20 protein-coding genes and 1 pseudogene are annotated in these 23,163 nt (G+C 60.4%); 15 read left to right on the top strand and 6 right to left on the bottom strand.

What is annotated here, in order from left to right; all coding sequences use genetic code 11:
- Positions 1 to 11: 11 nt before the first annotated feature.
- Entirely contained in the window at positions 12 to 542 is a 531-nt protein-coding gene (locus HKK53_RS23175) for a DUF5943 domain-containing protein (protein ID WP_005792152.1), read from the bottom strand.
- 163 nt (positions 543 to 705) lie between these two features.
- The gene (locus tag HKK53_RS23170) at positions 706 to 1,683 is read right to left on the bottom strand and encodes a dipeptidase (protein ID WP_008033250.1); all 978 of its coding nucleotides are present in this window, start codon (positions 1,681 to 1,683) and stop codon (positions 706 to 708) included.
- Positions 1,684 to 1,914: 231 nt separating this feature from the next.
- Here HKK53_RS23170 and HKK53_RS23165 point away from each other — a divergent pair, with 231 nt between their 5' ends.
- The 3 genes and pseudogenes from HKK53_RS23165 (at position 1,915) to HKK53_RS23155 (ending at position 3,004) form a co-directional block, all read left to right on the top strand.
- On the top strand, positions 1,915 to 2,316 hold the full coding sequence (locus HKK53_RS23165) for a lysozyme inhibitor LprI family protein (protein WP_169372745.1): 402 nt from the start codon (positions 1,915 to 1,917) through the stop codon (positions 2,314 to 2,316).
- 10 nt (positions 2,317 to 2,326) lie between these two features.
- Positions 2,327 to 2,554, top strand: a pseudogene (locus tag HKK53_RS23160) (helix-turn-helix domain-containing protein); the annotation flags it as partial.
- A gap of 33 nt (positions 2,555 to 2,587) precedes the next feature.
- Positions 2,588 to 3,004 (top strand): DUF3010 family protein, encoded by a 417-nt coding sequence (locus HKK53_RS23155; RefSeq protein ID WP_169372743.1) that lies wholly within the window; start codon positions 2,588 to 2,590, stop codon positions 3,002 to 3,004.
- Positions 3,005 to 3,125: 121 nt separating this feature from the next.
- On the opposite strand, the gene HKK53_RS23150 is transcribed toward HKK53_RS23155, so the two are convergent.
- A complete protein-coding gene (locus tag HKK53_RS23150; protein WP_169372742.1) occupies positions 3,126 to 4,070 on the bottom strand; it encodes a GlxA family transcriptional regulator in 945 nt (314 codons plus the stop codon).
- A 210-nt stretch (positions 4,071 to 4,280) separates the two neighbouring features.
- On the opposite strand from HKK53_RS23150, the gene choX reads away from it, so the two are divergent.
- The 6 genes from choX to HKK53_RS23120 all read left to right on the top strand — a co-directional run bounded on the left by choX (position 4,281) and on the right by HKK53_RS23120 (position 9,719).
- Positions 4,281 to 5,225, top strand: coding sequence for a choline ABC transporter substrate-binding protein (gene choX / locus HKK53_RS23145; protein ID WP_169372741.1), 945 nt, complete (start codon positions 4,281 to 4,283; stop codon positions 5,223 to 5,225).
- A gap of 75 nt (positions 5,226 to 5,300) precedes the next feature.
- Positions 5,301 to 6,188, top strand: coding sequence for a 3-keto-5-aminohexanoate cleavage protein (locus HKK53_RS23140; protein ID WP_169372740.1), 888 nt, complete (start codon positions 5,301 to 5,303; stop codon positions 6,186 to 6,188).
- A gap of 140 nt (positions 6,189 to 6,328) precedes the next feature.
- Positions 6,329 to 7,294 (top strand): L-carnitine dehydrogenase, encoded by a 966-nt coding sequence (locus tag HKK53_RS23135; protein ID WP_133835668.1) that lies wholly within the window; start codon positions 6,329 to 6,331, stop codon positions 7,292 to 7,294.
- Positions 7,295 to 7,437: 143 nt separating this feature from the next.
- The gene (locus HKK53_RS23130) at positions 7,438 to 7,914 is read left to right on the top strand and encodes a thioesterase family protein (protein ID WP_169372739.1); all 477 of its coding nucleotides are present in this window, start codon (positions 7,438 to 7,440) and stop codon (positions 7,912 to 7,914) included.
- Between the two features lie 13 nt (positions 7,915 to 7,927).
- The gene (locus tag HKK53_RS23125) at positions 7,928 to 9,091 is read left to right on the top strand and encodes a gamma-butyrobetaine dioxygenase (protein ID WP_169372738.1); all 1,164 of its coding nucleotides are present in this window, start codon (positions 7,928 to 7,930) and stop codon (positions 9,089 to 9,091) included.
- Between the two features lie 370 nt (positions 9,092 to 9,461).
- On the top strand, positions 9,462 to 9,719 hold the full coding sequence (locus HKK53_RS23120; protein ID WP_169372737.1) for a hypothetical protein: 258 nt from the start codon (positions 9,462 to 9,464) through the stop codon (positions 9,717 to 9,719).
- Positions 9,720 to 9,862: 143 nt separating this feature from the next.
- On the opposite strand, the gene HKK53_RS23115 is transcribed toward HKK53_RS23120, so the two are convergent.
- Positions 9,863 to 10,966 carry a GlxA family transcriptional regulator gene (locus HKK53_RS23115; RefSeq protein ID WP_123513212.1) on the bottom strand — a complete coding sequence of 368 codons (1,104 nt, stop codon included), beginning with the start codon at positions 10,964 to 10,966 and terminating at the stop codon, positions 9,863 to 9,865.
- Between the two features lie 615 nt (positions 10,967 to 11,581).
- Entirely contained in the window at positions 11,582 to 12,958 is a 1,377-nt protein-coding gene (locus HKK53_RS23110; protein WP_133835664.1) for an L-serine ammonia-lyase, read from the bottom strand.
- A 435-nt stretch (positions 12,959 to 13,393) separates the two neighbouring features.
- Here HKK53_RS23110 and HKK53_RS23105 point away from each other — a divergent pair, with 435 nt between their 5' ends.
- The 3 genes from HKK53_RS23105 (at position 13,394) to choV (ending at position 16,428) form a co-directional block, all read left to right on the top strand.
- Positions 13,394 to 14,341, top strand: coding sequence for a choline ABC transporter substrate-binding protein (locus tag HKK53_RS23105; RefSeq protein WP_169372736.1), 948 nt, complete (start codon positions 13,394 to 13,396; stop codon positions 14,339 to 14,341).
- A 66-nt stretch (positions 14,342 to 14,407) separates the two neighbouring features.
- Positions 14,408 to 15,253 (top strand): choline ABC transporter permease subunit, encoded by an 846-nt coding sequence (choW, locus tag HKK53_RS23100; RefSeq protein ID WP_169372735.1) that lies wholly within the window; start codon positions 14,408 to 14,410, stop codon positions 15,251 to 15,253.
- Positions 15,250 to 16,428, top strand: coding sequence for a choline ABC transporter ATP-binding protein (gene choV, locus HKK53_RS23095; RefSeq protein WP_169372734.1), 1,179 nt, complete (start codon positions 15,250 to 15,252; stop codon positions 16,426 to 16,428). Before choW ends, choV begins: the two co-directional genes overlap by 4 nt.
- Before the next feature lie 198 nt (positions 16,429 to 16,626).
- Here the strand turns inward: choV and HKK53_RS23090 are convergent, their stop codons facing one another.
- Positions 16,627 to 18,576 (bottom strand): BCCT family transporter, encoded by a 1,950-nt coding sequence (locus HKK53_RS23090; protein ID WP_237150807.1) that lies wholly within the window; start codon positions 18,574 to 18,576, stop codon positions 16,627 to 16,629.
- A 379-nt stretch (positions 18,577 to 18,955) separates the two neighbouring features.
- On the opposite strand from HKK53_RS23090, the gene betI reads away from it, so the two are divergent.
- The 3 genes from betI (at position 18,956) to betA (ending at position 22,978) form a co-directional block, all read left to right on the top strand.
- Complete coding sequence (gene betI, locus HKK53_RS23085; protein WP_010466984.1) at positions 18,956 to 19,549, top strand: transcriptional regulator BetI; 594 nt, start codon at positions 18,956 to 18,958, stop codon at positions 19,547 to 19,549.
- A gap of 99 nt (positions 19,550 to 19,648) precedes the next feature.
- The gene (betB, locus tag HKK53_RS23080; RefSeq protein ID WP_169372732.1) at positions 19,649 to 21,121 is read left to right on the top strand and encodes a betaine-aldehyde dehydrogenase; all 1,473 of its coding nucleotides are present in this window, start codon (positions 19,649 to 19,651) and stop codon (positions 21,119 to 21,121) included.
- 153 nt (positions 21,122 to 21,274) lie between these two features.
- On the top strand, positions 21,275 to 22,978 hold the full coding sequence (gene betA / locus HKK53_RS23075) for a choline dehydrogenase (protein ID WP_169372731.1): 1,704 nt from the start codon (positions 21,275 to 21,277) through the stop codon (positions 22,976 to 22,978).
- Positions 22,979 to 23,163 lie beyond the last annotated feature (185 nt).

Here is a 23,163-nt window from a genome sequence, read left to right as displayed (position 1 = left end):
GGTTCCTCGACTTACAACGGCTTGACGGTGAACAGGCCGTCGTCGTGGCCTTCTTCGGAGCCACCGTAGACTTGCTCGGCAACGGTGCGGATCTTGCTGCCGCGGGCTTCCAGGATCTGATCCATGGCGCCGGCAAACCAACCGGTAAACATGTAGTCGACCTTGCGCCCGACCTTGCCGTACACGTAGACGAACGCCGAGTGTTCGAGCTTGACGCTGGCGGTGCCTTTGTCGAGGTCGATGTCCTGGATCTTGAACAAGCCCCAGCCGCGCTGCGACAGGCGTTTCATGTAGTGCTCGAACACCGCGACGCCTTCCAGGCCGTGGCATTCGGCTTCTTTTTCACACCAGTGCCAGGCGGATTTGTAGCCGGCCTTGTAGAGGATTTCGGCGTAGGCGTCAGCGCCCAGCACTTCCTCGATGCCCATGTGGTTGTTGACGAAGAAGTGACGCGGCACGTACAGCATCGGCAGGGCGTCGGAGGTCCAGACACCGGTTTCGCTGTCGACTTCGATTGGCAATTGCGGGGCGATCTTGGCCATGGAAACTTAACTCCAGAAAAATTCGTTGTGTGTTTTGCGTAGCCGCTGCCGAGGTACGAGGCTGCGTTGGGCTGCGAAGCGGCCCCCGAGAGCGGTCCTGCGGACCGCAACGCAGCCTCGTACCTCGGCAGCTGCTACAACAGGAATCGTTTTTAGCCTGGGTTTACTCGCCCCAGACGTCTTTCAAGACGTTGACCCAGTTCTCGCCCATGATCTTGCGCACCACGCGCTCGGAATGGCCGCGCTTGAGCAGGGTTTCGGTCAGGTTCGGGAACTCGCCGACGGTGCGGATGCCCAGCGGGTTGATGATCTTGCCGAAGCTGGTCAGGCGGCGGGCGTAGCCCTTGTCATGGGTCAGGTATTCGAAGAAGTCCTGGCCATGGCCCTGGGTGAAGTCGGTGCCGATGCCGATGGCGTCTTCGCCGACGATGTTCATGGTGTATTCGATGGCTTCGGCGTAGTCGTCGATGGTCGAATCGATGCCCTTGGCCAGGAACGGCGCGAACATGGTCACGCCGACGAAACCGCCGTGATCGGCGATGAACTTCAGTTCTTCATCGGATTTGTTGCGCGGGTGGATTTTCAGACCCGACGGCAGGCAGTGGGAGTAGCAGACCGGCTTCTTGGATTCGAGAATGACTTCTTCGGAGGTCTTGGAGCCGACGTGGGACAGGTCGCACATGACGCCAACACGGTTCATCTCGGCAACGATTTCACGACCGAAGCCCGACAGGCCGCCATCGCGCTCGTAGCAACCGGTGCCCACCAGGTTCTGGGTGTTGTAGCACATCTGCACGATACCGACGCCGAGCTGCTTGAACACCTCGACATAGCCGATCTGGTCTTCAAACGCATGGGCATTCTGGAAGCCGAAGAGGATGCCGGTCTTGCCCTGCTCCTTGGCCTTGCGGATATCAGCGGTGGTGCGCACTGGAATCACCAGGTCGCTGTTCTCGCGGATCAGCTTCTGGCTGGCGGCGATGTTATTGACGGTGGCCTGGAAGCCCTCCCACACCGACACGGTGCAGTTGGCCGCAGTCAGACCGCCCTTGCGCATGTCTTCAAACAGCTCGCGGTTCCACTTGGCGATAATCAGCCCGTCGATAACGATGCTGTCGGCGTGCAATTCGGCTGGGCTCATCAGGCTGTCCCCTATTAGCGATTCATGCGCCGAATCGTGTGCCGGCGCTTTGGGGCCAGCATATGCCTGAGGACCGGGGCAGCCGGGTGCAAAAACGACAGGGGGTTTGCCGAAAGCGTCAATCCGCGACAAAGGGTCGTCGCCGGGAGTGATCGCGCACCTGTTCAAGGGCCTGCGCATGGGCCAGAATTCGACGCATCACTGGATGCTTACTGGATTTAGGGCGACGCAATGAAATCGATCTTCCTGGCTTTGGCACTGATAGCAACCGGCGTACAGGCGGCTGAAGAGTCCGACAACAACCCCTGCGACTCAGTCGAAAACGACGTCCAGACCCTGGAATGCTCGGCCTACAGCAGAACCACTGCCGAAGATCTGCTCAAAGAAAACTACCAGGGCCTGAACGAACGCCTGCAGTCGGTTTACGCCAAGAACAAGGCGCAACTGAGCGACATCACTGAAAAGCTCAAGGTCGCCCAGCAGCAGTGGCTGAAGACTCGCGATGCCGATTGCGCGGTGGAAGCGTTCCCGGCGACGAGTGGTAGCAAGGCATTCACCATTGCGCAGAATGATTGCGTGGCGCGGATGAGTGATGAGCGGTCGGAGTTTTTGGAGTCGATTTCGCAGGAGTGAGGCAGTAATGGAAAACAATATGATTCCCCACGATGTGGTCACCCGCATCGTCGATGGCACCCTCCCTGTTCAGGCCTGGCGCGAACACCTGAACCTTACTCAGGATGAAGTTGCCGAACGCATGGGTGTTTCACAATCGGCCTTTGCCGAGCTAGAAAGCGTTTCGAAGCCCCGCAAGCAAACCCGCGAAAAAATCGCCGCCGCATTTGGCATCAACGCCGCTCAGCTTGAGTTGTAAGCTGTCCGCCATCAGCTCGTTAAGGAATATCCAATGAACATCTGCGGCATCGAAATCAAAGGCAGCGAAGCGATCATCGCCGTGGCCTCTCTCGACGGTCAGGCCTTGAGCCACGTTGCCCTGGCCACCAAGAAAATCGCCCTGGACGATGATGACGAGGCCGCGAACGTGAAAGTCTTCGCCGCTCAGGTCGCGTCGTTTGTGCGGGAGAATTCCATTGACCGGATTGCAATCAAGAAGCGCAGCAAGAAGGGTGAGTTTGCCGGTGGGCCGACGACGTTCAAGATCGAGGGGATTTTTCAGTTGCTGGAGAGTTGCGAGGTGACGTTGTTGTCGCCGCAGACGATCAATGCCCAGGCCAAAAAGCACAACTTCGAACTGCCGGGGACGCTGAACAAGTATCAGCATGAGGCTTATAAAGCGGCATGTTCGGCGCTGATGAAGAAGTAAACCCATCCACTGATCGTTCCCACGCTCTGCGTGGGAATGCATCCCGTGACGCTCTGCGTCACATCCCGAAGCGGAACGCGGAGCGTCCCTGGCGGCATTCCCACGCAGAGCGTGGGAACGATCATGCCTTGGCGGTACGCCGGTCCTCCCGCGGACACCGCTCAAACCGCGCCCGATAACTGCGAGTGAAATACGACGGTGATTCAAACCCGCAAGCGATGCTTACCTCCAGCACGCTCATATCGGTTTGCCGCAGTAATTGCCGAGCCTTCTCCAGCCGTAACCGCAGGTAGAAATTACTCGGCGTATCGTTCAGGTGCAGGCGAAACAACCGCTCCAACTGTCGCCGCGTCACTTTGATCGATTCCGCCAACTCCAGCGTGCTAAGCGGCGGTTCGCTGTGTTGCTCCATCTCGCCAATCACCTGCACCAGCTTCTTGTTGCTGATGCCATAACGCGTGGCGACTTCCATACGCTGGTGATCCTTGCGCGGGCGGATGCGCCCGAGCACGAACTGCTCGCTGACCTGAATCGCCAGTTCCGGGCCGTGGGCCTGGCCGATAAGGTCGAGCATCAGGTCGATGGAGGCGGTGCCACCGGCGGAAGTGATGCGGCGGCGGTCGATCTCGAACAGTTCCTGGGTGACGCTGAGCTGTGGATAGGACTCCTTGAACGCGTCGATGGCTTCCCAGTGCAGGGTCAGGCGATGGCCGTCGAGTAGGCCGGCTTCGGCGAGGACGAAGCTGCCGGTGTCGATGGCGCCGAGGGTCACGCCTTCGTTGTCCAGTCGGCGCAACCAGTGCTCCAGCGCGGGAGTGGCGAATTTCAGTGGTTCGAAACCGGCGACGACTAATAGCGTCGCGCCTTTCTTCAGCGGTTCCAGTGCCGCATCGGCGTTGACCGACATGCCGTTACTGGCCAGAACCGCGCCGCCATCGGCACTTAATACATGCCAGCGATACAGCTCGCCACGAAAGCGGTTAGCGACCCGTAGCGGCTCGATGGCCGAGATAAAACCGATGGCCGAGAAACCCGGCATCAGCATGAAGTAGAAATCCTGGGACATGGAGCGCACTCGACTGGCAGGTAACGAAAGGTCGGGAAGCGTGTGGACGTTGATACGCCAGTTGTCGCCAGCATTCAAGAGCGCAGGTCGCTGCAGTGCAAGAGCTGGTCGCCGTAGTGCGCTTGGACAGGGGCTTAGCTGCGTAACTTGGTCATCACCGGCGCACGAAGATGCCGGGACCCACAATAACGACCTGCCGAGGAACCCACCATGAAACGACTGATCAGCAGCTGTGTTCTTGCACTCAGCGGTACCGCTTTCTTGAGCGCCAGTGTCATGGCCGCCGACCCCGCCGCGTGCCAGAACGTGCGCATGGGCGTAGTGAACTGGACCGATGTGATTGCCACCAGCGCCATGACTCAGGTATTGCTCGATGGCCTCGGCTACAACACCAAACAAACCAGTGCGTCCCAGCAAATCATCTTCGCCGGGATCCGCGACCAGCGCCTGGACTTGTTCCTGGGCTACTGGAACCCGCTGATGACCCAGACCATCACCCCGTTCGTCCAGGCCAACCAGGTCAAGGTACTGCAAGCGCCAAGCCTCAAAGATGCCCGCGCCACCCTCGCCGTCCCGACTTACCTCGCCGACAAGGGCCTGAAAACCTTCGCCGACATCGCCAAGTTCGAAAAAGAACTGGGCGGCAAGATCTACGGCATCGAGCCTGGCTCGGGTGCCAATACCCAGATCAAGGCGATGATCGCCAAGTATCAGTTTGGCCTCGGCAAGTTCCAACTGGTCGAGTCCAGCGAGGCCGGCATGCTCGCCGCCGTGGACCGCGCCGTGCGCCGCAAGGAAGCCGTGGTGTTCTTCGGCTGGGCGCCGCACCCGATGAACGTCAACGTGCAGATGACTTACCTCACCGGCAGCGAAGACGCCCTGGGGCCGAACGAAGGCATGGCCACGGTCTGGACCGTCACCGCGCCGAACTACGCCCAGCAATGCCCGAACGTCAGCCGTTTGCTGAGCAACCTGACCTACACCGCCGAAGACGAGAGCCGGATGATGCAGCCGCTGCTGGATCACAAGGACGCCTTCGAATCGGCCAAGCAATGGCTCAAAGATCACCCGCAAGACAAGCAACGCTGGCTCGAAGGTGTGACGACTTTCGATGGCAAACCAGCAGCTGAAAACCTGTCATTGACCAGTAAATAAAACCGCACTGAATCGCCGATACGCAGCCCGTAAAGGGCTGCGTCCGGACTCATCACGCCTGTAAGGAATCGCTAAATGAACCACGACGTCATCATCACCTGCGCACTCACCGGTGCTGGCGACACGACCGCCAGAAGCCCACATGTGCCGGTCACCCCGAAACAAATCGCGGCCGCCGCCGTAGAAGCCGCCAAGGCTGGCGCCACCGTGGTCCACTGCCACGTTCGCGACCCCGAAACCGGCAAATTCAGCCGTGACGTGGCGCTGTACCGCGAAGTGATGGAGCGCATCCGCGAGGCGGACGTCGACATTATCGTCAACCTCACCGCCGGCATGGGCGGCGACCTGGAAATCGGCGGCGGCGAGAACCCGATGGAGTTCGGCCCGAACACCGACCTGGTCGGCCCGCTGACCCGTCTAGCCCACGTTGAAGCACTGCTGCCGGAAATCTGCACCCTCGATTGCGGCACCCTGAACTTCGGCGATGGCGACACGATTTACGTTTCGACTCCGGCGCAGCTGCGGGCTGGCGCCAAACGCATTCAAGAGCTGGGCGTGAAGGCCGAGCTGGAAATCTTCGACACCGGTCACCTGTGGTTCGCCAAGCAGATGATCAAGGAAGGCTTGCTCGACAACCCGCTGTTCCAGCTGTGCCTGGGCATCCCGTGGGGCGCGCCGGCCGACACCACCACCATGAAAGCCATGGTCGACAACCTGCCGGCCGACGCGGTCTGGGCCGGGTTCGGCATCGGCCGCATGCAGATGCCGATGGCCGCACAAGCGGTGCTGCTGGGCGGCAACGTGCGGGTCGGGCTGGAAGACAACTTGTGGCTGGATAAAGGCGTATTGGCGACCAACGGCCAACTGGTCGAACGCGCCAGCGAAATCCTCAGCCGCCTCGGCGCCCGGGTCATGACGCCGGCGGAAGGCCGGGTAAAAATGGGCCTGACCAAGCGCGGTTAACCCCCCCACACACAACCTGTAGGAGCGAGGCTTGCCCGCGAAGGCGGCATTCCTGCCGGAAGAGATCCGTCGGATGTACCGGCCTCTTCGCGGGCAAGCCTCGCTCCTACAGGGATCACCAAAATTCTTAGGAAGTCGCCATGAGCTTTATCACCGAAATCAAAACCTTCGCCGCGCTGGGCAGCGGTGTCATCGGCAGCGGATGGGTTTCCCGCGCCCTCGCCCACGGCCTCGACGTGGTGGCCTGGGACCCGGCGCCCGGTGCCGAAGCGGCGCTGCGCAAGCGGGTCGCCAATGCCTGGGGCGCGCTGGAGAAACAAGGCCTGGCCCCCGGCGCTTCACAAGATCGCCTGCGCTTTGTCGCGACCATTGAAGAATGCGTGCGCGATGCGGATTTCATTCAGGAAAGTGCCCCGGAACGTCTCGAACTGAAACTGGAACTGCACGGCAAAATCAGCGCGGCGGCCAAGCCTAATGCCCTGATCGGTTCCAGCACCTCGGGGCTGTTGCCGAGCGAGTTCTACGAAGGGTCGACCCACCCGGAACGCTGCGTGGTCGGGCATCCGTTCAACCCGGTTTATCTGTTGCCGTTGGTGGAAGTGGTGGGCGGCAAAAACACCGCGCCCGAAGCCATTCAAGCGGCAATCAAAGTCTACGAATCCTTGGGCATGCGTCCGCTGCATGTACGCAAGGAAGTGCCGGGCTTCATTGCCGACCGCTTGCTCGAAGCGCTGTGGCGTGAGGCGCTGCACCTGGTGAATGACGGCGTGGCGACTACCGGTGAAATCGACGATGCGATTCGTTTTGGCGCGGGCCTGCGTTGGTCGTTCATGGGGACATTCCTGACGTACACCCTGGCGGGCGGCGATGCCGGGATGCGGCACTTCATGGCGCAGTTCGGCCCGGCGTTGCAGTTGCCATGGACGTATCTGCCGGCGCCGGAGCTGACTGACAAGTTGATTGATGATGTGGTCGACGGCACCAGCGATCAGTTGGGCACGCACAGCATCTCGGCGCTGGAGCGCTATCGTGATGATTGCCTGCTGGCGGTGCTGGAGGCGGTGAAGACCACCAAAGAGAAGCATGGGATGGCGTTTGCCGACTAAAACTGCGCACTGATCGTTCCCACGCTCCGCGTGGGAATGAATCCTGTGACGCTCTGCGTCACGTCGTCTGGGACGCAGAGCGTCCCGGGCTGCGTTCCTTTGCTGCGCGTGGGAACGATCATCCACCTGCCGGAACCCCAACCATGCCCGCTCTAACCACCTACCAAACCAAAATCATCCCCGACTGGGTCGACTACAACGGGCACTTGCGCGATGCCTTCTACCTGCTGATCTTCAGCTACGCCACCGACGCGCTGATGGATCGCCTGGGCATGGACAGCAACAATCGCGAAGCCAGCGGCAACTCGTTGTTCACCCTCGAACTGCACCTCAACTACCTGCACGAAGTGAAGCTCGACGCCGATGTCGAAGTGCACACGCAAATCATCGCCCACGACAGCAAGCGCCTGCACCTCTACCACAGCCTGCACCTGGTCGGCGGTGACAAGGAACTGGCCGGCAACGAACAAATGCTGCTGCACGTCGACCTCGCCGGGCCGCGTTCCGCGCCGTTCAGCGAAGAGACCCTAGGCAAGCTGCAAGCCATCGTCGCCGAACAAACCGACCTGCCAACCCCTGACTACGTCGGCCGAGTGATCGCACTACCGCCCAAAAAATAACAAGGAGATCGCCATGAACACCGCCGCCGCTTTTGCCGACTTCCGCAGCTACCCGTTGATCAGCGCCTTGTCCGCCGTGCACACCCTGACGGACCGGGTTCAAGTGACCTGGGCCGATGGCCGCGTCAGCCCCTTTCATCACCAATGGCTGCGGGATAACTGCCCGTGCCCGCTGTGTGTCTACAGCGTGACCCGCGAACAGGTGCTGGAAATCGTCGATGTCGCTGAAGACCTGGTACCCAGTGCCGCGCATCTCGAAGCCGATGGTTGCCTGCGTGTTGACTGGCAGGACGGCCACCTCAGCCGCTTCGATCCGGGCTGGTTGCGGGCCCATGCCTACGACGACGAATCCCGCGCCGAACGGCGGGCCGGCAAGCCCAAATCCAAGCTGTGGAACAGCGATCTGCGGTTGCCGGTGTTCGACTATCAGGCACTGATGAACGACAACGATGCCCTGCTGCAATGGCTGCTGGCGGTACGGGATATCGGCCTGACCCAGGTCCGCGGCGTGCCCACCGAACCCGGCTCGCTAAAGCTGATCGCCCAGCGCATTTCCTTTATCCGCGAGAGCAATTTCGGCGTGTTGTTCAACGTGCAATCCAAAGCCGATGCCGACAGCAACGCCTACACCGCTTTCAACCTGCCGCTGCACAGCGACTTGCCGACCCGGGAGCTGCAACCGGGGCTGCAATTCCTGCATTGCCTGGTGAATGACGCCGAGGGTGGCGAGAGTATTTTCGTCGATGGTTTTGCCATTGCCCACGCCTTGCGCGAGGAAGATCCCGAGTCGTTCAAGGCCCTGTGTGAAATCCCCGTGGAATTCCGCAACAAGGACCGCCATAGCGACTACCGCTGCCTGGCGCCGATCATCGCGCTGGATGCGTTGGGCCAGGTGTCGGAGATCCGCTTGGCCAACTTCCTGCGCGGGCCATTCGATGCTTCGATCGACGACATGCCCAAGCTATATCGGGCGTATCGACGGTTTATTGCCATGACCCGCGAGGCGCGGTTTCGCCTGATGCAGCGGCTCAATCCCGGTGAGTTGTGGTGCTTCGACAATCGCCGCACCCTCCACGCCCGCAACGCCTTCGACCCCGCCACCGGCGCCCGGCATTTCCAGGGCTGTTATGTGGATCGGGATGAGTTGTTGTCGCGGATATTGGTGTTGCAACGCTAGACCGCGTCATCGTTCTTCGCGGGCAAGCCTCGCTCCTACAGGGGATCGCCTATCCCTGTGGGAGCGAGGCTTGCCCGCGAAGGCGTCAGCCCAAACAACACATCCCCACCTGATTCCCAGACAAAAAAAAGCCCCGATCAAGCCGTGACAGGATCGGGGCACAAGGTACTGTTGAGGAGCCGTTGCGCGAGGGTGACCAAACCTTCGTGAAGCCAGCTGAATCCAGTGTGCCTACTCCCCCTCTTCGCAAGTTAGCCGAAAACGACCTGTTCATAGGTATCGCGGCCATTGCGACAAATCGTCCTTGCCGATGCACGACACCCCTACCAGAATCGAGCCACGACACCGTTCCCTGAAGAAGGATTGCGTCATGATGTACGCCGATTTGATTGACCAGGAAGACCTGCTGGGCCAGCTGAAATCGTTGGGTTTTCCAGTGCCGAACGGCGCTACCGCCGAGCAGGCATGCGAGTGTGCGGTGCGAGGCTTGAACGATGAGCGGGCGATCGTGCTGCGCACTATGGTCAAGCAGATGTACACCAGCAGCGCGACCATCCTGCCGGCGGTGCGCCAGGCGATTGATAAGCAGCTACTGCCCGCTCTGGCGGAGTATCAGCAGAAGGCGTAGCGCCTGACTCGTGGCGAGGGGGCTTCCAGTGATCGTTCCCACGCTCCGCGTGGGAATGCAGCCCGGGACGCTCCGCGTCCCAAAAGGCCGAACGCGGAGCGTCCGTTGAGGCATTCCCGCGCAGAGCGAGGGAACGATCTGTGTCAGAGCCTTACGCTGGCAAACGTCGACTCATTGCGCGCCTGACTCAACGCCGACAACGGCCCGGACAACGGCGACAGCACCAGCGCTTGCGGTAGCGGCATCATCGCCACCTGTTGCGTGGTATTCGACCCTACACGCTCGTCACGCGGCGGAATGCCGAAGTATTCGCGGTAGCACTTGGAGAAATGCGGCGTTGAAACAAACCCGCACACCGATGCCACTTCGATGATCGACATCGGCGTCTGCTTGAGCAACTGCCGGGCGCGGATCAGGCGCAGTTTCAGGTAGTAGCGCGACGGCGAGCAGTGCAGGTATTTCTGGAACAACCGCTCGAGCTGACGACGGGAAACGGCGACGTACACCGCCAGTTCGTCGAGGTCGATCGGCTCTTCCAGGTTGGCTTCCATCAGCGCAACGATTTCCTGCAACTTCGGCTGGTTGGTGCCGAGCATGTGCTTGAGCGGCACGCGCTGGTGATCCTGTTCGTTGCGGATGCGTTCGTAGACAAACATCTCCGAAATCGCCGCCGACAGTTCACGGCCGTGATCGCGGCTGATCAGGTGCAGCATCATGTCCAGCGGCGCGGTGCCGCCGGAGCTGGTGAAGCGGTTACGGTCGAGGGTGAACAAGCGGGTGCTCATGGCCACACGTGGAAACGCTTCCTGCATAGCGGCCAGGCATTCCCAGTGCACGCTGCAATCGAAGCCGTCCAGCAGACCGGCGCAGGCCAAGGCCCAACTGCCGGTGCACACGGCGCCGAGGCGCTTGGACTGACGCGCCTGGCTTTGCAGCCATGACACGTGTTCGCGGGTAACGGTGCGCTGGATGCCGATACCGCCGCAGACAATGATGGTGTCCATGGACGGCGCTTTGTGCATGGAGCAATCGGGGGTGATTTGCAGACCGTCACTGGCCCAGACCTGGCCCCCGTCGACGGTGAGTGTGGTCCAGCGATACAACTCGCGGCCGGACAATTGGTTGGCCATGCGCAGGGGTTCTACTGCGGAGGCCAGAGAAATCAGCGTGAAATTGTCCAGCAGCAGAAAGCCGATGGATTGAGGCGCACGGTTCTGGGGTTGAGCCCCGGAGTTGAACGTCGTCATCGCGGTATCTCCTCACACAAAGCGGGTGATGGCCTCAGGCGGAGGCTCTTGTTATTGCCATCGTTCTCGCGTGGGAGACGGGCTTTGTAATGACAGAGCAATTGCCATGCCTAAAATTGAATGGGCGTTCAATAACTCCTGAAAACGACGTCGCGGCGTGTCTATATAAGCCGTGCGCAGAGTGGGGGTTATAAGTGCCATCAAGGCGGGCAAATGCGCTGTGTTGCGGGGTGTGAGCAAATCGGTAGCACTTGTGGGAACAAGGGCTGCGAGGTGCTGGAGCAGAGTGTCACCACAAGCACAGGTGACAGGCGGTAATGGCCAACTTGGATCCTGGATCTCGGATAGTGCGCTTGTCTGTAAGCGACGCGCTAAAAGGTGGCGCGTTTTTGGGGCGGTGTTCAATTAGCGCGCAGTTTTGACTGGTCTGCCAAGGTAAACACTTCTTTCTGTGGCGAGGGAGCTTGCTCCCGCTGGGGCGCGAAGCGGCCCTGAAAACCTGCAACCGCTACCCTCCAAATAGACCTTATTTGCTGATTTTGCGGCTGCTGCGCAGCCGAGCGGGAGCAAGCTCCCTCGCCACAAGTACTCTTTTCACCAGAGAGTTGAGCGGTCTCAACACTCCACCGCACTCACCGCCAACCCGCCGCGCGATGTCTCTTTGTATTTGTCATGCATGTCCGCGCCGGTATCACGCATGGTGCGGATCACCCGATCCAGCGAGATAAAGTGCTGACCATCGCCACGCAACGCCATCTGCGCGGCATTGATCGCTTTCACCGCGGCAATCGCATTGCGCTCGATGCACGGCACCTGCACCAGCCCACCGACCGGGTCGCAGGTCAGGCCGAGGTTGTGTTCCAGGCCGATTTCCGCCGCGTTGCACAACTGCTCGGGCGTGGCGCCGAGAATCTCCGCCAACCCCGCCGCCGCCATGGCACACGCCGAGCCGACTTCGCCCTGGCAACCGACTTCGGCACCGGAGATCGACGCGTTCTTCTTGCACAGGATCCCCACCGCTGCCGCACTGAGGAAATAGTCGACCACGTTGGCCTCGGTCACCACTTCGCTGAACTTCATGAAGTAGTGCAACACCGCCGGAATGATCCCCGCCGCGCCGTTGGTCGGCGCCGTGACCATGCGCCCACCGGCTGCGTTTTCTTCGTTGACCGCCAGGGCGAACAGGTTGACCCATTCCATCGCGCTCAAGGTCGAGCCGATCACGTTGGGCTTACCCAGCTCTTGCAGGCTGCGGTGCAACTTGGCGGCACGCCGGCGCACATTCAGCCCGCCGGGCAGGATGCCTTCGTGTTTGAGGCCCTGGTCGACGCAATCCTGCATGGCACGCCAGAGTTTCATCAGGCCGGCGCGGATTTCGTCCTCGCTGCGCCAGACCTTCTCGTTGGCCAGCATCAGCTCGGCCACGCGCAGATTGTGCTTCTGGCACAGCTCAAGCAGTTCAACCGCACTGGAGAAGTCATACGGCAAAACGGTGCGATCCAGATCCACAACGCCACTGGACGCTTGCGCCTCATCGACGACAAAACCGCCGCCAATCGAATAGTAGGTATCGCGGTGCAGCTCCCCGTGATCGCCTTCTACAATTAATGTCATGGCATTCGGGTGAAATGGCAGGTTCTCGTCGATCAGGCGCATGTCGCGAGCCCAGATGAACGGCACCGACAAGCGACCGTCGAGTAACAAGGTGTGGGTTTCGCGCAGGGTTTCGATATGCAGGCCGATCTTCGACGGATCGATCGCGTCCGGCCACTCGCCCATCAGGCCCATGATCACGGCGTTATCGCTGCCGTGACCGATGCCGGTGGCCGATAACGACCCGTAAAGCTGAACTTCGACACGCCTTACTTGTTCCAAAAGACCCTGCTCACGCAAACCTTGCACGAACAACGCCGCTGCCCGCATCGGGCCGACGGTGTGCGAACTGGAAGGGCCAATGCCGATTTTGAACAGGTCGAAAACGCTGATAGCCATTACTGCCGAACTCCTGGATGTACCAACTCCAGGCGCAAAAGCGCCCAGTGACGGAGCTGCTACGCTCAAGCTGCAATCCGCCGAGATGGCCGCATCATCAGGCTTTTGCGGTGTCGTTCGACGTCTCACACCGACGCACTCATGTCCAACAACGCCGCGGGTCGTCGACGCTGCGTTTTCGCCGTTTTTTTGCGGTTCAGAGCGGCAAACAGGGCAGAAAAAAGCTGTAAACGACGTCACTGACACTGGATGCGACCATCCCTGTACTGGTTACGACGCCCCCTGTAGGCGTCAGATTTTCACTGGTACATGATCGTATCGACTCGATTGCAAGGCGCCGTGGTAGAGCTGTCTTAAAAAACGCCACCAACCGCAACCTATAAGTGCGGTGGTCCAGTCGGAACACTGCCAAAAAAAACACCAAGGAGTCCACCCATGAAAGGTTCCCCGTCGTTGTTGTTGGCCGCCATGCTGAGTTTGCCGTTACTGGCTCAAGCCGCAGAACCCGCTCAGTGCAGCACCGTAAACTTCTCTGATGTCGGCTGGACCGACATCACCGCGACTACCGCGACCACCAGCGTTGTACTCGACGCCCTGGGCTACAAAACCAAGACCACCATGATTTCCGTGCCCGTGACCTACAAGTCCCTGGCCGATGGCAAGAACATGGACGTGTTCCTCGGTAACTGGATGCCGACCATGGAAAACGACATCAAGGCCTACCGCGATGCCGGTACCGTTGACGTCGTGCGCACCAACCTCAAAGGCGCCAAGTACACCCTCGCCGTGCCGCAAGCGCTGTACGACAAAGGGCTGCATGACTTCGCCGACATCGCCAAATTCAAGAAAGAACTCGACGGCAAGATCTACGGTATCGAGCCAGGCAACGACGGCAACCGCCTGATCCAGACCATGATTGACAAGGACGCCTACGGCCTCAAAACCGCCGGCTTCAAAGTCGTCGAGTCCAGCGAAGCGGGGATGCTGTCCCAGGTCGACCGCGCACAGAAACGCGATACCGCCGTGGTCTTCCTCGGCTGGGCACCGCACCCGATGAACAAACGCTTCAAGATTCAATACCTGACCGGTGGCGATGACTTCTTTGGCCCGGACTTCGGTGCGGCCACGGTAGCCACCAACACCCGCAAGGGCTACGTCCAGGAATGCAGCAACGTCGGCACTCTGCTGAAAAACCTGGAATTCACCGTAGACATGGAAAGCTCGCTGATGGGCAACATCCTGGACGACAAGATGAAGCCTGACGCAGCTGCCAAGGCCTGGCTGAAAAAGAATCCACAGGTGCTCGATACCTGGCTCGCTGGCGTGACCACCATTGACGGTAAACCAGGCCTGGAGGCCGTGAAAGCCAAGCTCGCGCAGTAATCGCTACTCCGGGTGGGCTTGCCCCGCCCGGGCTGTTTATTTCCTTGCATGCGGACGTTCACTACCATGCTGATTGATCAGAAAATCCCCTTAGGCCAGTACATCGCGGGCTTCGTTGAATGGTTGACGCAACACGGCGCCAGCACCTTCGACGCAATCGCCGTGACACTGGAAACGATGATCCACGGCGTGACGTTTGCGCTGACCTGGTTCAACCCGCTGGCATTGATCGGCCTCATCGCGCTACTGGCACATTTCATTCAACGAAAGTGGGGGCTGACCGTTTTCGTCATCGCCTCCTTTCTGCTGATCCTCAACCTGGGGTATTGGCAGGAAACCATGGAAACCCTCGCCCAGGTGCTCTTCGCGACCCTGGTCTGCGTGGTCATCGGCGTGCCGCTGGGCATCGTCGCCGCGCACAAACCGATGTTCTACACACTGATGCGGCCGGTGCTCGATCTGATGCAGACCGTACCGACCTTCGTGTACCTCATTCCAACCCTGACCCTCTTCGGGCTGGGCGTGGTCCCGGGTCTGATTTCGACGGTGGTGTTCGCGATTGCCGCGCCTATCCGCCTGACCTACCTGGGTATCCGTGATGTTCCCGCAGAACTGATGGACGCCGGCAAAGCCTTTGGCTGCTCGCGCCGTCAGCTGCTCTCGCGCATCGAACTGCCCCACGCCATGCCAAGCATCGCGGCCGGTATCACCCAGTGCATCATGCTGTCGTTGTCGATGGTGGTGATCGCCGCACTGGTGGGCGCCGACGGTCTGGGCAAACCTGTGGTCAACGCACTGAACACCGCCGATATCGCCCTGGGCTTCGAAGCCGGGTTGGCAATCGTACTGCTGGCGATCATGCTCGACCGTATCTGCAAACAACCCGACGCTAAAGTAGGGGGTGACGCATGAGCATTATTCGCTTCGAAGACGTCGACGTGATCTTCGCCAAAGATCCGCGTGAGGCGCTCAAACTCCTCGACCAGGGCATGACCCGCGACCAGATCCTGAAAAAGACCGGGCAGATCGTCGGCGTTGAAAAAGCCAGCCTGGACGTCGAAAAAGGTGAAATCTGCGTACTGATGGGCCTGTCCGGCTCCGGCAAATCCAGCCTGTTGCGCTGCATCAACGGCCTCAACACGGTCAGCCGTGGCAAGTTGTTCGTCGAGCACGAAGGCAAGCAGATCGATATCGCTTCCTGTACCCCGGCAGAACTGAAAATGATGCGCACCCAGCGCATCGCGATGGTGTTCCAGAAGTTCGCCCTGATGCCGTGGCTGACCGTTCGCGAGAACATCAGCTTCGGCCTGGAAATGCAGGGTCGCCCAGAGAAAGAGCGGCGCAAACTGGTGGACGACAAGCTTGAGCTGGTGGGCCTGACCCAGTGGCGTAACAAGAAGCCCGACGAACTCTCCGGCGGTATGCAGCAACGGGTGGGCCTGGCCCGCGCGCTGGCGATGGACGCCGACATTCTGTTGATGGACGAACCGTTCTCGGCCCTTGACCCGTTGATTCGCCAAGGCCTGCAAGACGAGTTGCTGGCACTGCAAAGCAAGCTGAACAAGACGATCGTGTTCGTGAGTCACGACCTTGATGAAGCGCTGAAGCTCGGCAGCCGGATTGCGATCATGAAAGACGGGCGCATCGTGCAGTACAGCGTGCCGGAAGAGATCGTGCTGAACCCGGCGGACGATTACGTGCGGACCTTCGTCGCCCACACCAATCCGCTGAATGTCTTGTGCGGTCGCAGCCTGATGCGCACGCTGGACAACTGCAAACGCATCAACGGTTCGGTGTGCCTGGATCCGGGCGGCGATTCGTGGCTGGACCTGGCCGAAGGCAACACCATCAAGGGCGCACGCCAGAACGGTGCGAGCATGGACTTGCAGAACTGGGCGCCTGGGCAATCGGTTGAAGGCTTGGGTCGTCGGCCAACGCTGGTGGACTCCAACATTGGCATGCGCGAAGCGCTGCAGATTCGTTACCAGACCGGCAACAAACTGGTGCTGCACGACAACAACAAAGTGGTGGGGATCCTCGGCGACAGCGAGCTGTACCACGCACTGCTCGGCAAGAACCTGGGTTAAGGCAACAGACACAAAAACGCCGCGAGAGGATCGCGGCGTTTTTGTTAGTGCAGATATTTGGCTTGGAATGCTGACAACTGTGGCGAGGGAGCTTGCTCCCGCTGGGTTGCGAAGCAACCCCAAAAACTTGTGAGTGCTACGCACTCAAGCGGGAGCAAGCTCCCTCGCCACAACAGCTTTACCGCATCACCTCAAGTCTCAGCTATAGACACGGCCAAGGAGCTGCCGATGGCTTTCAAACTGATCGAGCACGTCACGGGTGATCTGATCCTGAGCGAAGCCCATCAGGTCATAGTCCTGGCTGCCGTTGTGCAGGTACACCTCGGCGCGGTAGTAGCGTGCGCGAGGTTCATCGGCGCTTTCGGCCGACACCGTCTCGCTCGCTGCGGCCAGGTAGCCGTCCAGGCTCACTTCGTAGACGAAAGGGTTGCCCTCTTCCATCTCGATCCGCAGGCCCATGCAACGCTTGGATTTACCGAGCAAGGTCTGCACTTCCAGGCCTTGAGCCTGCAATTGCACCGCCGCATCTTCCAGCGCCGGGCTGACTTGCTTGTCCATGAAGCGCTGCACGATCGACTGGTTCGGTTGCAGGTCCAGCTGGGTCAAGCGCTCGCTGAAACCACGACGACCGCGTGCGGCCAGTTCCGCTTGCTCCTGTTCGACCTGCACATCCTGGCGCATCTGCTTGTGCAAACCGAACATGAAGAACACCAGCACCACCGAGAACGGCAGACCGGCCAGCACCACCATGGTTTGCATGGCTTCGAAGTTACCGGCAAACAGCAGGCCGATGGTCACCAGGGTAATCACCGCCGACCAGAAGATCCGCAACCAGTGCGGCGCATCTTCATCAACGTTGCCGCCCTTGCAGGACAGGTTGGCCATCATCACCGCGCCGGAATCCGCCGGGGTCAGGAACAGCACGAAACCGACAAAGATCGACACGCCGATCACAATCTTCGACGCCGGGTAATGCTCCAGCAACTGGTAGATCGCCATCGATGGCTGTTCCAGCGCCGTCTTCCCGAGCTCCACCGCCCCATGGTTCATCACCAGGTCCAGGGCCGAGTTACCGAAGATCGACAGCCACGCCAGGGTGAAGCCCAGCGGGATCAGCAATACGCCGGCCACCAGTTCACGCACCGTGCGACCACGGGAAATACGCGCGATGAACATGCCTACGAATGGCGCCCAGGAAATCCACCACGCCCAGTAGAACAGGGTCCACAGGCCCAACCAGCGGTCGGACTTGTCACTGTCGCCTTCGTACACATACAGATCGAAGGTCTTCAGCACCACACCGTTCAAGTAGTCGCCGATGTTCTGCACGAAGCCGTTGAGCAGGTGCAACGTCGGGCCGAACAGCAGCACGAAAATCAGCAAGCCGCTGAACAGCACGATGTTGAGGTTGGACAGACGACGGATGCCGTTCTCCACGCCGGACACGGCCGCGATGGTCGCCACGGTGCTCATCACGATGATCACGATCAGCAGGTTGGTGTTGCTGTGTTCCATGCCGAACAGGTTTTCAAGCCCCGAGGACACTTGCAGCGAACCGATCCCCAGGTTCGTCACCAGCCCCAGCAGGGTCACGAACATGCCGAAGCCGTCCACCGCATGCCCGGCCGCGCCTTTGACCCAACGCTCGCCCACCAGCGGATACAGCGCCGAGCGCAATGCCAGCGGCTGGTTATGACGGTAAGCAAAGTAAGCAACGGCCAGACCGACCAATGCGTAGATCGCCCAGCCATGCAGGCCCCAATGCAAGAAGGTCAGTTGCACCGCCTGACGCGCGGCCATGTTGCTGCCGGCTACGCCTTCCGGCGGGTTGAAATAGTGGTCCAGCGGCTCGGAAGCACCGAAGTACAGCAGCGAGATGCCGATACCCGACGAAAACAGCATCCCCGCCCAGGCGCCGTAGCTGAAGTCCGGGGTGTCGTCCTTGCTGCCCAGTTTGAGTTTGCCGTAGGACGAGAACGCCAGGCCGACCACGAACACCAGGTAAGCGGCGATCACCACCATGTAGTACCAGCCGAAGCTGCGGGATAACCAGGCCTGGGCAATGCCGAGCAATCTGCCCGCCTCTTGCGGGGCGATGATCAGAATGGCGGTCAACAACAGGATCAACGCGGTAGAGGTGTAGAACACCCAACCGTTGACCGTCACCTTCTCGGGTGGGGTCTTTATAAGAGAGGCAGAACTCATGGCACAGATGCTCCAGGCAGTGCGAGAGAAGAACACAAGGCAACGCGTTACCCGACCAATCGGTTAGTTGGCAGCCGACCGGCGGGTGATATAAAGACAGCCCGAAAAAAGCCCGAAGCCCGGGAGCGCCTGTGCGCAGGGGTTTCGAGCGGTTTCAGATGTCGTTTTTCCGCCAGCTACACGTAGCAAAAACCGGTAGACAGCGACGAATTGTCGCAGATCTTATTCTTTGTTGATTGAACGTTCAATCAAAACAAAATAGACTGGCCCTCAATCCGACAGACGTTTTTCGTCCGTCGGAAGGCCTAAGGAGATGTGCAAGATGCCCAAGGTCGGTATGCAACCCATCCGCCGCCAGCAATTGATCGAAGCCACATTGCAGGCTGTCGATCAGGTCGGAATGGGGGACGCCAGCATTGCGCTGATCGCCCGTTTGGCCGGTGTCTCGAATGGCATCATCAGTCACTATTTTCAGGACAAGAACGGCCTGATTGCTGCCACGGCGCAGTATCTGATGAGCGTCCTCAGCGAGAACGTCACCGCGCGTCGTCAAGCGCTGGAGGACAGCAGCCCAAGGGCGCACCTTCAGGTGATTATCGAAGGCAACTTCGACGCCAGCCAAGTCAATGGCCCGGCAATGAAAACCTGGCTGGCCTTCTGGGCCACCAGCATGCACCACCCGTCATTGCACAGGTTGCAGCGGATCAACGATCACCGCCTGTATTCCAACCTGTGTTGCCAGTTCCGCCGTGTATTGCCGCTCGATGATGCGCGCAGTGCAGCTCGCGGCCTGGCAGCCCTGATCGACGGTTTGTGGTTGCGCGGCGCCCTGTCGGGAGATGCTTTCGACACTGAGCAAGCGCACCGCATCGCTTACGAATACATGGATTTCCAATTGGCCAAGCAGGTGAGCTAGAGCACACATAACCGCTCAGCCCCTGAACCGTCACCGATCGCCAACGCTCCACGGCACCCGGTGACCAACGCCAACCACTTATGCACTTGCGAGGACACTATGGCCCGTTTCGAACTGCAAAAACTCTACATCGATGGCGGCTACTCCGACGCCAGCAGCGACGCCACCTTCGAAGCCATCAACCCGGCTAACGGTGAAGTCCTCGCAAAAGTACAGCGCGCGACCTTCGACGACGTCGAGCGTGCTGTGGTCAGCGCTGAAAAGGGCCAGAAAATCTGGGCCGCCATGACCGCCATGGAGCGTTCGCGCATCCTGCGTCGTGCCGTCGACATCCTGCGCGAGCGCAACGACGAACTGGCCGCCCTGGAAACCCTGGACACCGGTAAATCCTTCTCCGAAACCAAGTACGTCGACATCGTCACCGGCGCTGACGTGCTGGAATACTACGCAGGCCTGGTGCCCGCCATCGAAGGCGAGCAGATTCCACTGCGCACCATGTCCTTCGTCTACACCCGTCGCGAGCCGCTGGGCGTCGTCGCTGGTATCGGCGCGTGGAACTACCCGATCCAGATCGCCCTGTGGAAATCCGCACCGGCCCTGGCGGCCGGTAACGCGATGATCTTCAAGCCAAGCGAAGTCACCTCCCTGACCACGCTGAAACTGGCCGAGATCTACACCGAAGCCGGCGTTCCGGCTGGCGTGTTCAACGTGCTGACCGGCAGCGGCCGTGAAGTCGGTACTTGGCTGACCGAGCACCCACGCATCGAAAAAATCTCCTTCACCGGCGGCACCGACACCGGCAAGAAGGTCATGGCCAGCGCTTCGAGCTCGTCGCTCAAAGAAGTGACCATGGAACTGGGCGGCAAATCCCCGCTGATCATCTTCGACGACGCCGACCTCGATCGCGCCGCCGACACCGCGATGATGGCCAACTTCTACAGCTCCGGCCAGGTCTGCACCAACGGCACTCGCGTGTTCATCCCGACGCATCTGAAAGCCGCTTTCGAAGCCAAGATCGCCGAGCGCGTTGCCCGTATCCGCATCGGCAACCCGGAAGACGAGAACACCAACTTCGGCCCGCTGGTCAGCTTCGCCCATATGGAAAGCGTGCTGGGCTACATCGCCAAAGGTAAGGAAGAAGGCGCTCGCGTCCTGTGCGGCGGCAATCGCCTGACCGAAGGCGACCTGGCCAAAGGCGCCTTCGTGGCACCGACCGTGTTCACCGACTGCACCGACGAGATGACCATCGTTCGCGAAGAAATCTTCGGCCCGGTCATGGCGATCCTGACCTACGACACCGAAGAAGAAGTGATCCGTCGTGCCAACGACACCGACTTCGGTCTGGCCGCGGGTATCGTCACCAAGGACCTGAACCGCGCTCACCGCGTGATTCATCAACTGGAAGCCGGTATCTGCTGGATCAACGCCTGGGGCGAGTCCGACGCGAAGATGCCGGTCGGCGGCTACAAGCAGTCGGGTGTTGGCCGTGAAAACGGGATCAGCTCGCTGAACAACTTCACACGCATCAAATCGGTACAGGTCGAACTGGGCGATTACGCCTCGGTTTTCTAAGCAGACGCTGAAAACCCTGTAGCAGCTGCCGAGGCACGAGGCTGCGTTGCGCGTCCGCAGGACCGCCCCCGGGGGTCGCTGCGCACCCAACGCAGCCTCGTGCCTCGGCAGCTGCTACGGGCGACCTGACCAACTTCAATGAGGGTGCATTTAATGTCCCAAGAATACGATTACATCATCATCGGTGCCGGCTCGGCCGGTAACACCCTGGCGACCCGTCTGACTGAAGACGAAGGCGTCACCGTCCTGCTGCTCGAAGCGGGCGGCCCGGATTACCGTCTCGACTTCCGCACGCAAATGCCGGCCGCGTTGGCGTTCCCGCTGCAAGGCCGTCGCTACAACTGGGCCTACGAAACCGATCCAGAGCCTTACATGGACGGTCGCCGGATGGAATGCGGTCGCGGCAAAGGCCTCGGTGGTTCCTCGCTGATCAACGGCATGTGCTACATCCGCGGCAACGCGATGGACTACGACAACTGGTCGAAACTGCCGGGCCTGGAAAACTGGACCTACCTCGACTGCCTGCCGTATTTCCGCAAGGCCGAAACCCGCGACATCGGCCCGAACGACTACCACGGTGGCGACGGTCCGGTCAGCGTGACCACGCCAAAAGCCGGCAACAACCCGCTGTTCCACGCGATGGTTGAAGCAGGCGTGCAGGCCGGTTACCCGCGCACCGAAGACTTGAACGGTTACCAGCAGGAAGGTTTCGGCCCGATGGACCGAACCGTGACGCCGAACGGCCGTCGCGCCAGCACCGCTCGTGGTTACCTGGACATCGCCAAGAAGCGCTCGACCCTGACCATCGTCACCCACGCCCTGACCGACAAGATTCTGTTCGAAGGCAAGCGTGCGGTCGGCGTGCGTTACCTGATCGGCGCCGCTGAAGAGCGCGTTGAAGCCAAGGCGCGCAAAGAAGTGCTGCTGTGCTCCGGCGCCATCGCGTCGCCGCAGATCCTGCAACGCTCGGGCGTCGGCCCGGCCGAACTGCTGAAAAAACTCGACATCCCGGTGGTCCACGACCTGCCAGGCGTCGGCGAAAACCTGCAGGATCACCTTGAGCTGTACCTGCAATACGCCTGCACCCAACCGGTGTCGCTGTACCCGTCGCTGCTCTGGTACAACCAGCCAGCCATCGGTGCCGAATGGCTGTTCAACGGCACCGGTATCGGCGCCAGCAACCAGTTCGAAGCCGGCGGTTTCATCCGTACCCGCGAAGAATTCGATTGGCCGAACATCCAGTACCACTTCTTGCCGGTGGCGATTAACTACAACGGCAGCAACGGTGTGAAAGAGCACGGTTTCCAGGCGCACATGGGTTCCATGCGTTCGCCGAGCCGTGGTCGCATCCAGGCCAAGTCGAAGGATCCGCGCGAGTACCCGAGCATCCTCTTCAACTACATGGCCACCGAGCAGGACTGGCAGGAATTCCGCGACGGCATCCGCCTGACCCGTGAAATCATGCAACAGCCTGCGCTGGACGCTTACCGTGGCCGCGAAATCAGCCCGGGCATCGACGTGCAAACCGATGAGCAGCTCGACAAGTTCATCCGCGAACACGCCGAAACCGCGTTCCACCCGTCCTGCTCCTGCAAAATGGGCACCGACGAAATGGCCGTGGTTGATGCTGAAGGCCGTGTACACGGGATGCAGAGCCTGCGTGTGGTCGATGCCTCGATCATGCCGATCATCACCACCGGCAACCTGAACGCGCCTACGATCATGATCGCCGAGAAAATCGCCGACAAGATCCGTGGTCGCCAGCCATTGCCGCGCAGCACCGCTGACTACTTCGTCGCCGGTGATGCACCGGTGCGTGGCAAGCCGATGCGGGATGTGAGCCCTACCGCGCAGTAACCTCCCCTGATCGTTCCCACGCTCTGCGTGGGAATGCATCCCGTCAGAGCGTCCATGGCGGCATTCCCACGCAGAGCGTGGGAACGATCTCCGCACACCGGCAATCCTTTCCTACACCGCTTCATGCTTGATCCTACCCCCCGCGCAGGCCTAATCTAGCGCCACGCAAACGTTTCACCCCCTCG

It is taken from the genome of Pseudomonas sp. ADAK7, from assembly GCF_012935675.1.
GTDB lineage: Bacteria > Pseudomonadota > Gammaproteobacteria > Pseudomonadales > Pseudomonadaceae > Aquipseudomonas.
This window is presented reverse-complemented; position numbering and strand designations above follow the sequence as displayed.

Excerpts from the sequence above, each read along its gene's own strand:
- HKK53_RS23175 (WP_005792152.1), bottom strand. The coding sequence starts at position 542 with ATGGCCAAGATCGCCCCGCAATTGCCAATCGAAGTCGACAGCGAAACC.
- HKK53_RS23170 (WP_008033250.1), bottom strand. The coding sequence starts at position 1,683 with ATGAGCCCAGCCGAATTGCACGCCGACAGCATCGTTATCGACGGGCTG.
- HKK53_RS23165 (WP_169372745.1), top strand. The coding sequence starts at position 1,915 with ATGAAATCGATCTTCCTGGCTTTGGCACTGATAGCAACCGGCGTACAG.
- HKK53_RS23155 (WP_169372743.1), top strand. The coding sequence starts at position 2,588 with ATGAACATCTGCGGCATCGAAATCAAAGGCAGCGAAGCGATCATCGCC.
- HKK53_RS23150 (WP_169372742.1), bottom strand. The coding sequence starts at position 4,070 with ATGTCCCAGGATTTCTACTTCATGCTGATGCCGGGTTTCTCGGCCATC.
- choX (WP_169372741.1), top strand. The coding sequence starts at position 4,281 with ATGAAACGACTGATCAGCAGCTGTGTTCTTGCACTCAGCGGTACCGCT.
- HKK53_RS23140 (WP_169372740.1), top strand. The coding sequence starts at position 5,301 with ATGAACCACGACGTCATCATCACCTGCGCACTCACCGGTGCTGGCGAC.
- HKK53_RS23135 (WP_133835668.1), top strand. The coding sequence starts at position 6,329 with ATGAGCTTTATCACCGAAATCAAAACCTTCGCCGCGCTGGGCAGCGGT.
- HKK53_RS23130 (WP_169372739.1), top strand. The coding sequence starts at position 7,438 with ATGCCCGCTCTAACCACCTACCAAACCAAAATCATCCCCGACTGGGTC.
- HKK53_RS23125 (WP_169372738.1), top strand. The coding sequence starts at position 7,928 with ATGAACACCGCCGCCGCTTTTGCCGACTTCCGCAGCTACCCGTTGATC.
- HKK53_RS23120 (WP_169372737.1), top strand. The coding sequence starts at position 9,462 with ATGATGTACGCCGATTTGATTGACCAGGAAGACCTGCTGGGCCAGCTG.
- HKK53_RS23115 (WP_123513212.1), bottom strand. The coding sequence starts at position 10,966 with ATGACGACGTTCAACTCCGGGGCTCAACCCCAGAACCGTGCGCCTCAA.
- HKK53_RS23110 (WP_133835664.1), bottom strand. The coding sequence starts at position 12,958 with ATGGCTATCAGCGTTTTCGACCTGTTCAAAATCGGCATTGGCCCTTCC.
- HKK53_RS23105 (WP_169372736.1), top strand. The coding sequence starts at position 13,394 with ATGAAAGGTTCCCCGTCGTTGTTGTTGGCCGCCATGCTGAGTTTGCCG.
- choW (WP_169372735.1), top strand. The coding sequence starts at position 14,408 with ATGCTGATTGATCAGAAAATCCCCTTAGGCCAGTACATCGCGGGCTTC.
- choV (WP_169372734.1), top strand. The coding sequence starts at position 15,250 with ATGAGCATTATTCGCTTCGAAGACGTCGACGTGATCTTCGCCAAAGAT.
- betI (WP_010466984.1), top strand. The coding sequence starts at position 18,956 with ATGCCCAAGGTCGGTATGCAACCCATCCGCCGCCAGCAATTGATCGAA.
- betB (WP_169372732.1), top strand. The coding sequence starts at position 19,649 with ATGGCCCGTTTCGAACTGCAAAAACTCTACATCGATGGCGGCTACTCC.
- betA (WP_169372731.1), top strand. The coding sequence starts at position 21,275 with ATGTCCCAAGAATACGATTACATCATCATCGGTGCCGGCTCGGCCGGT.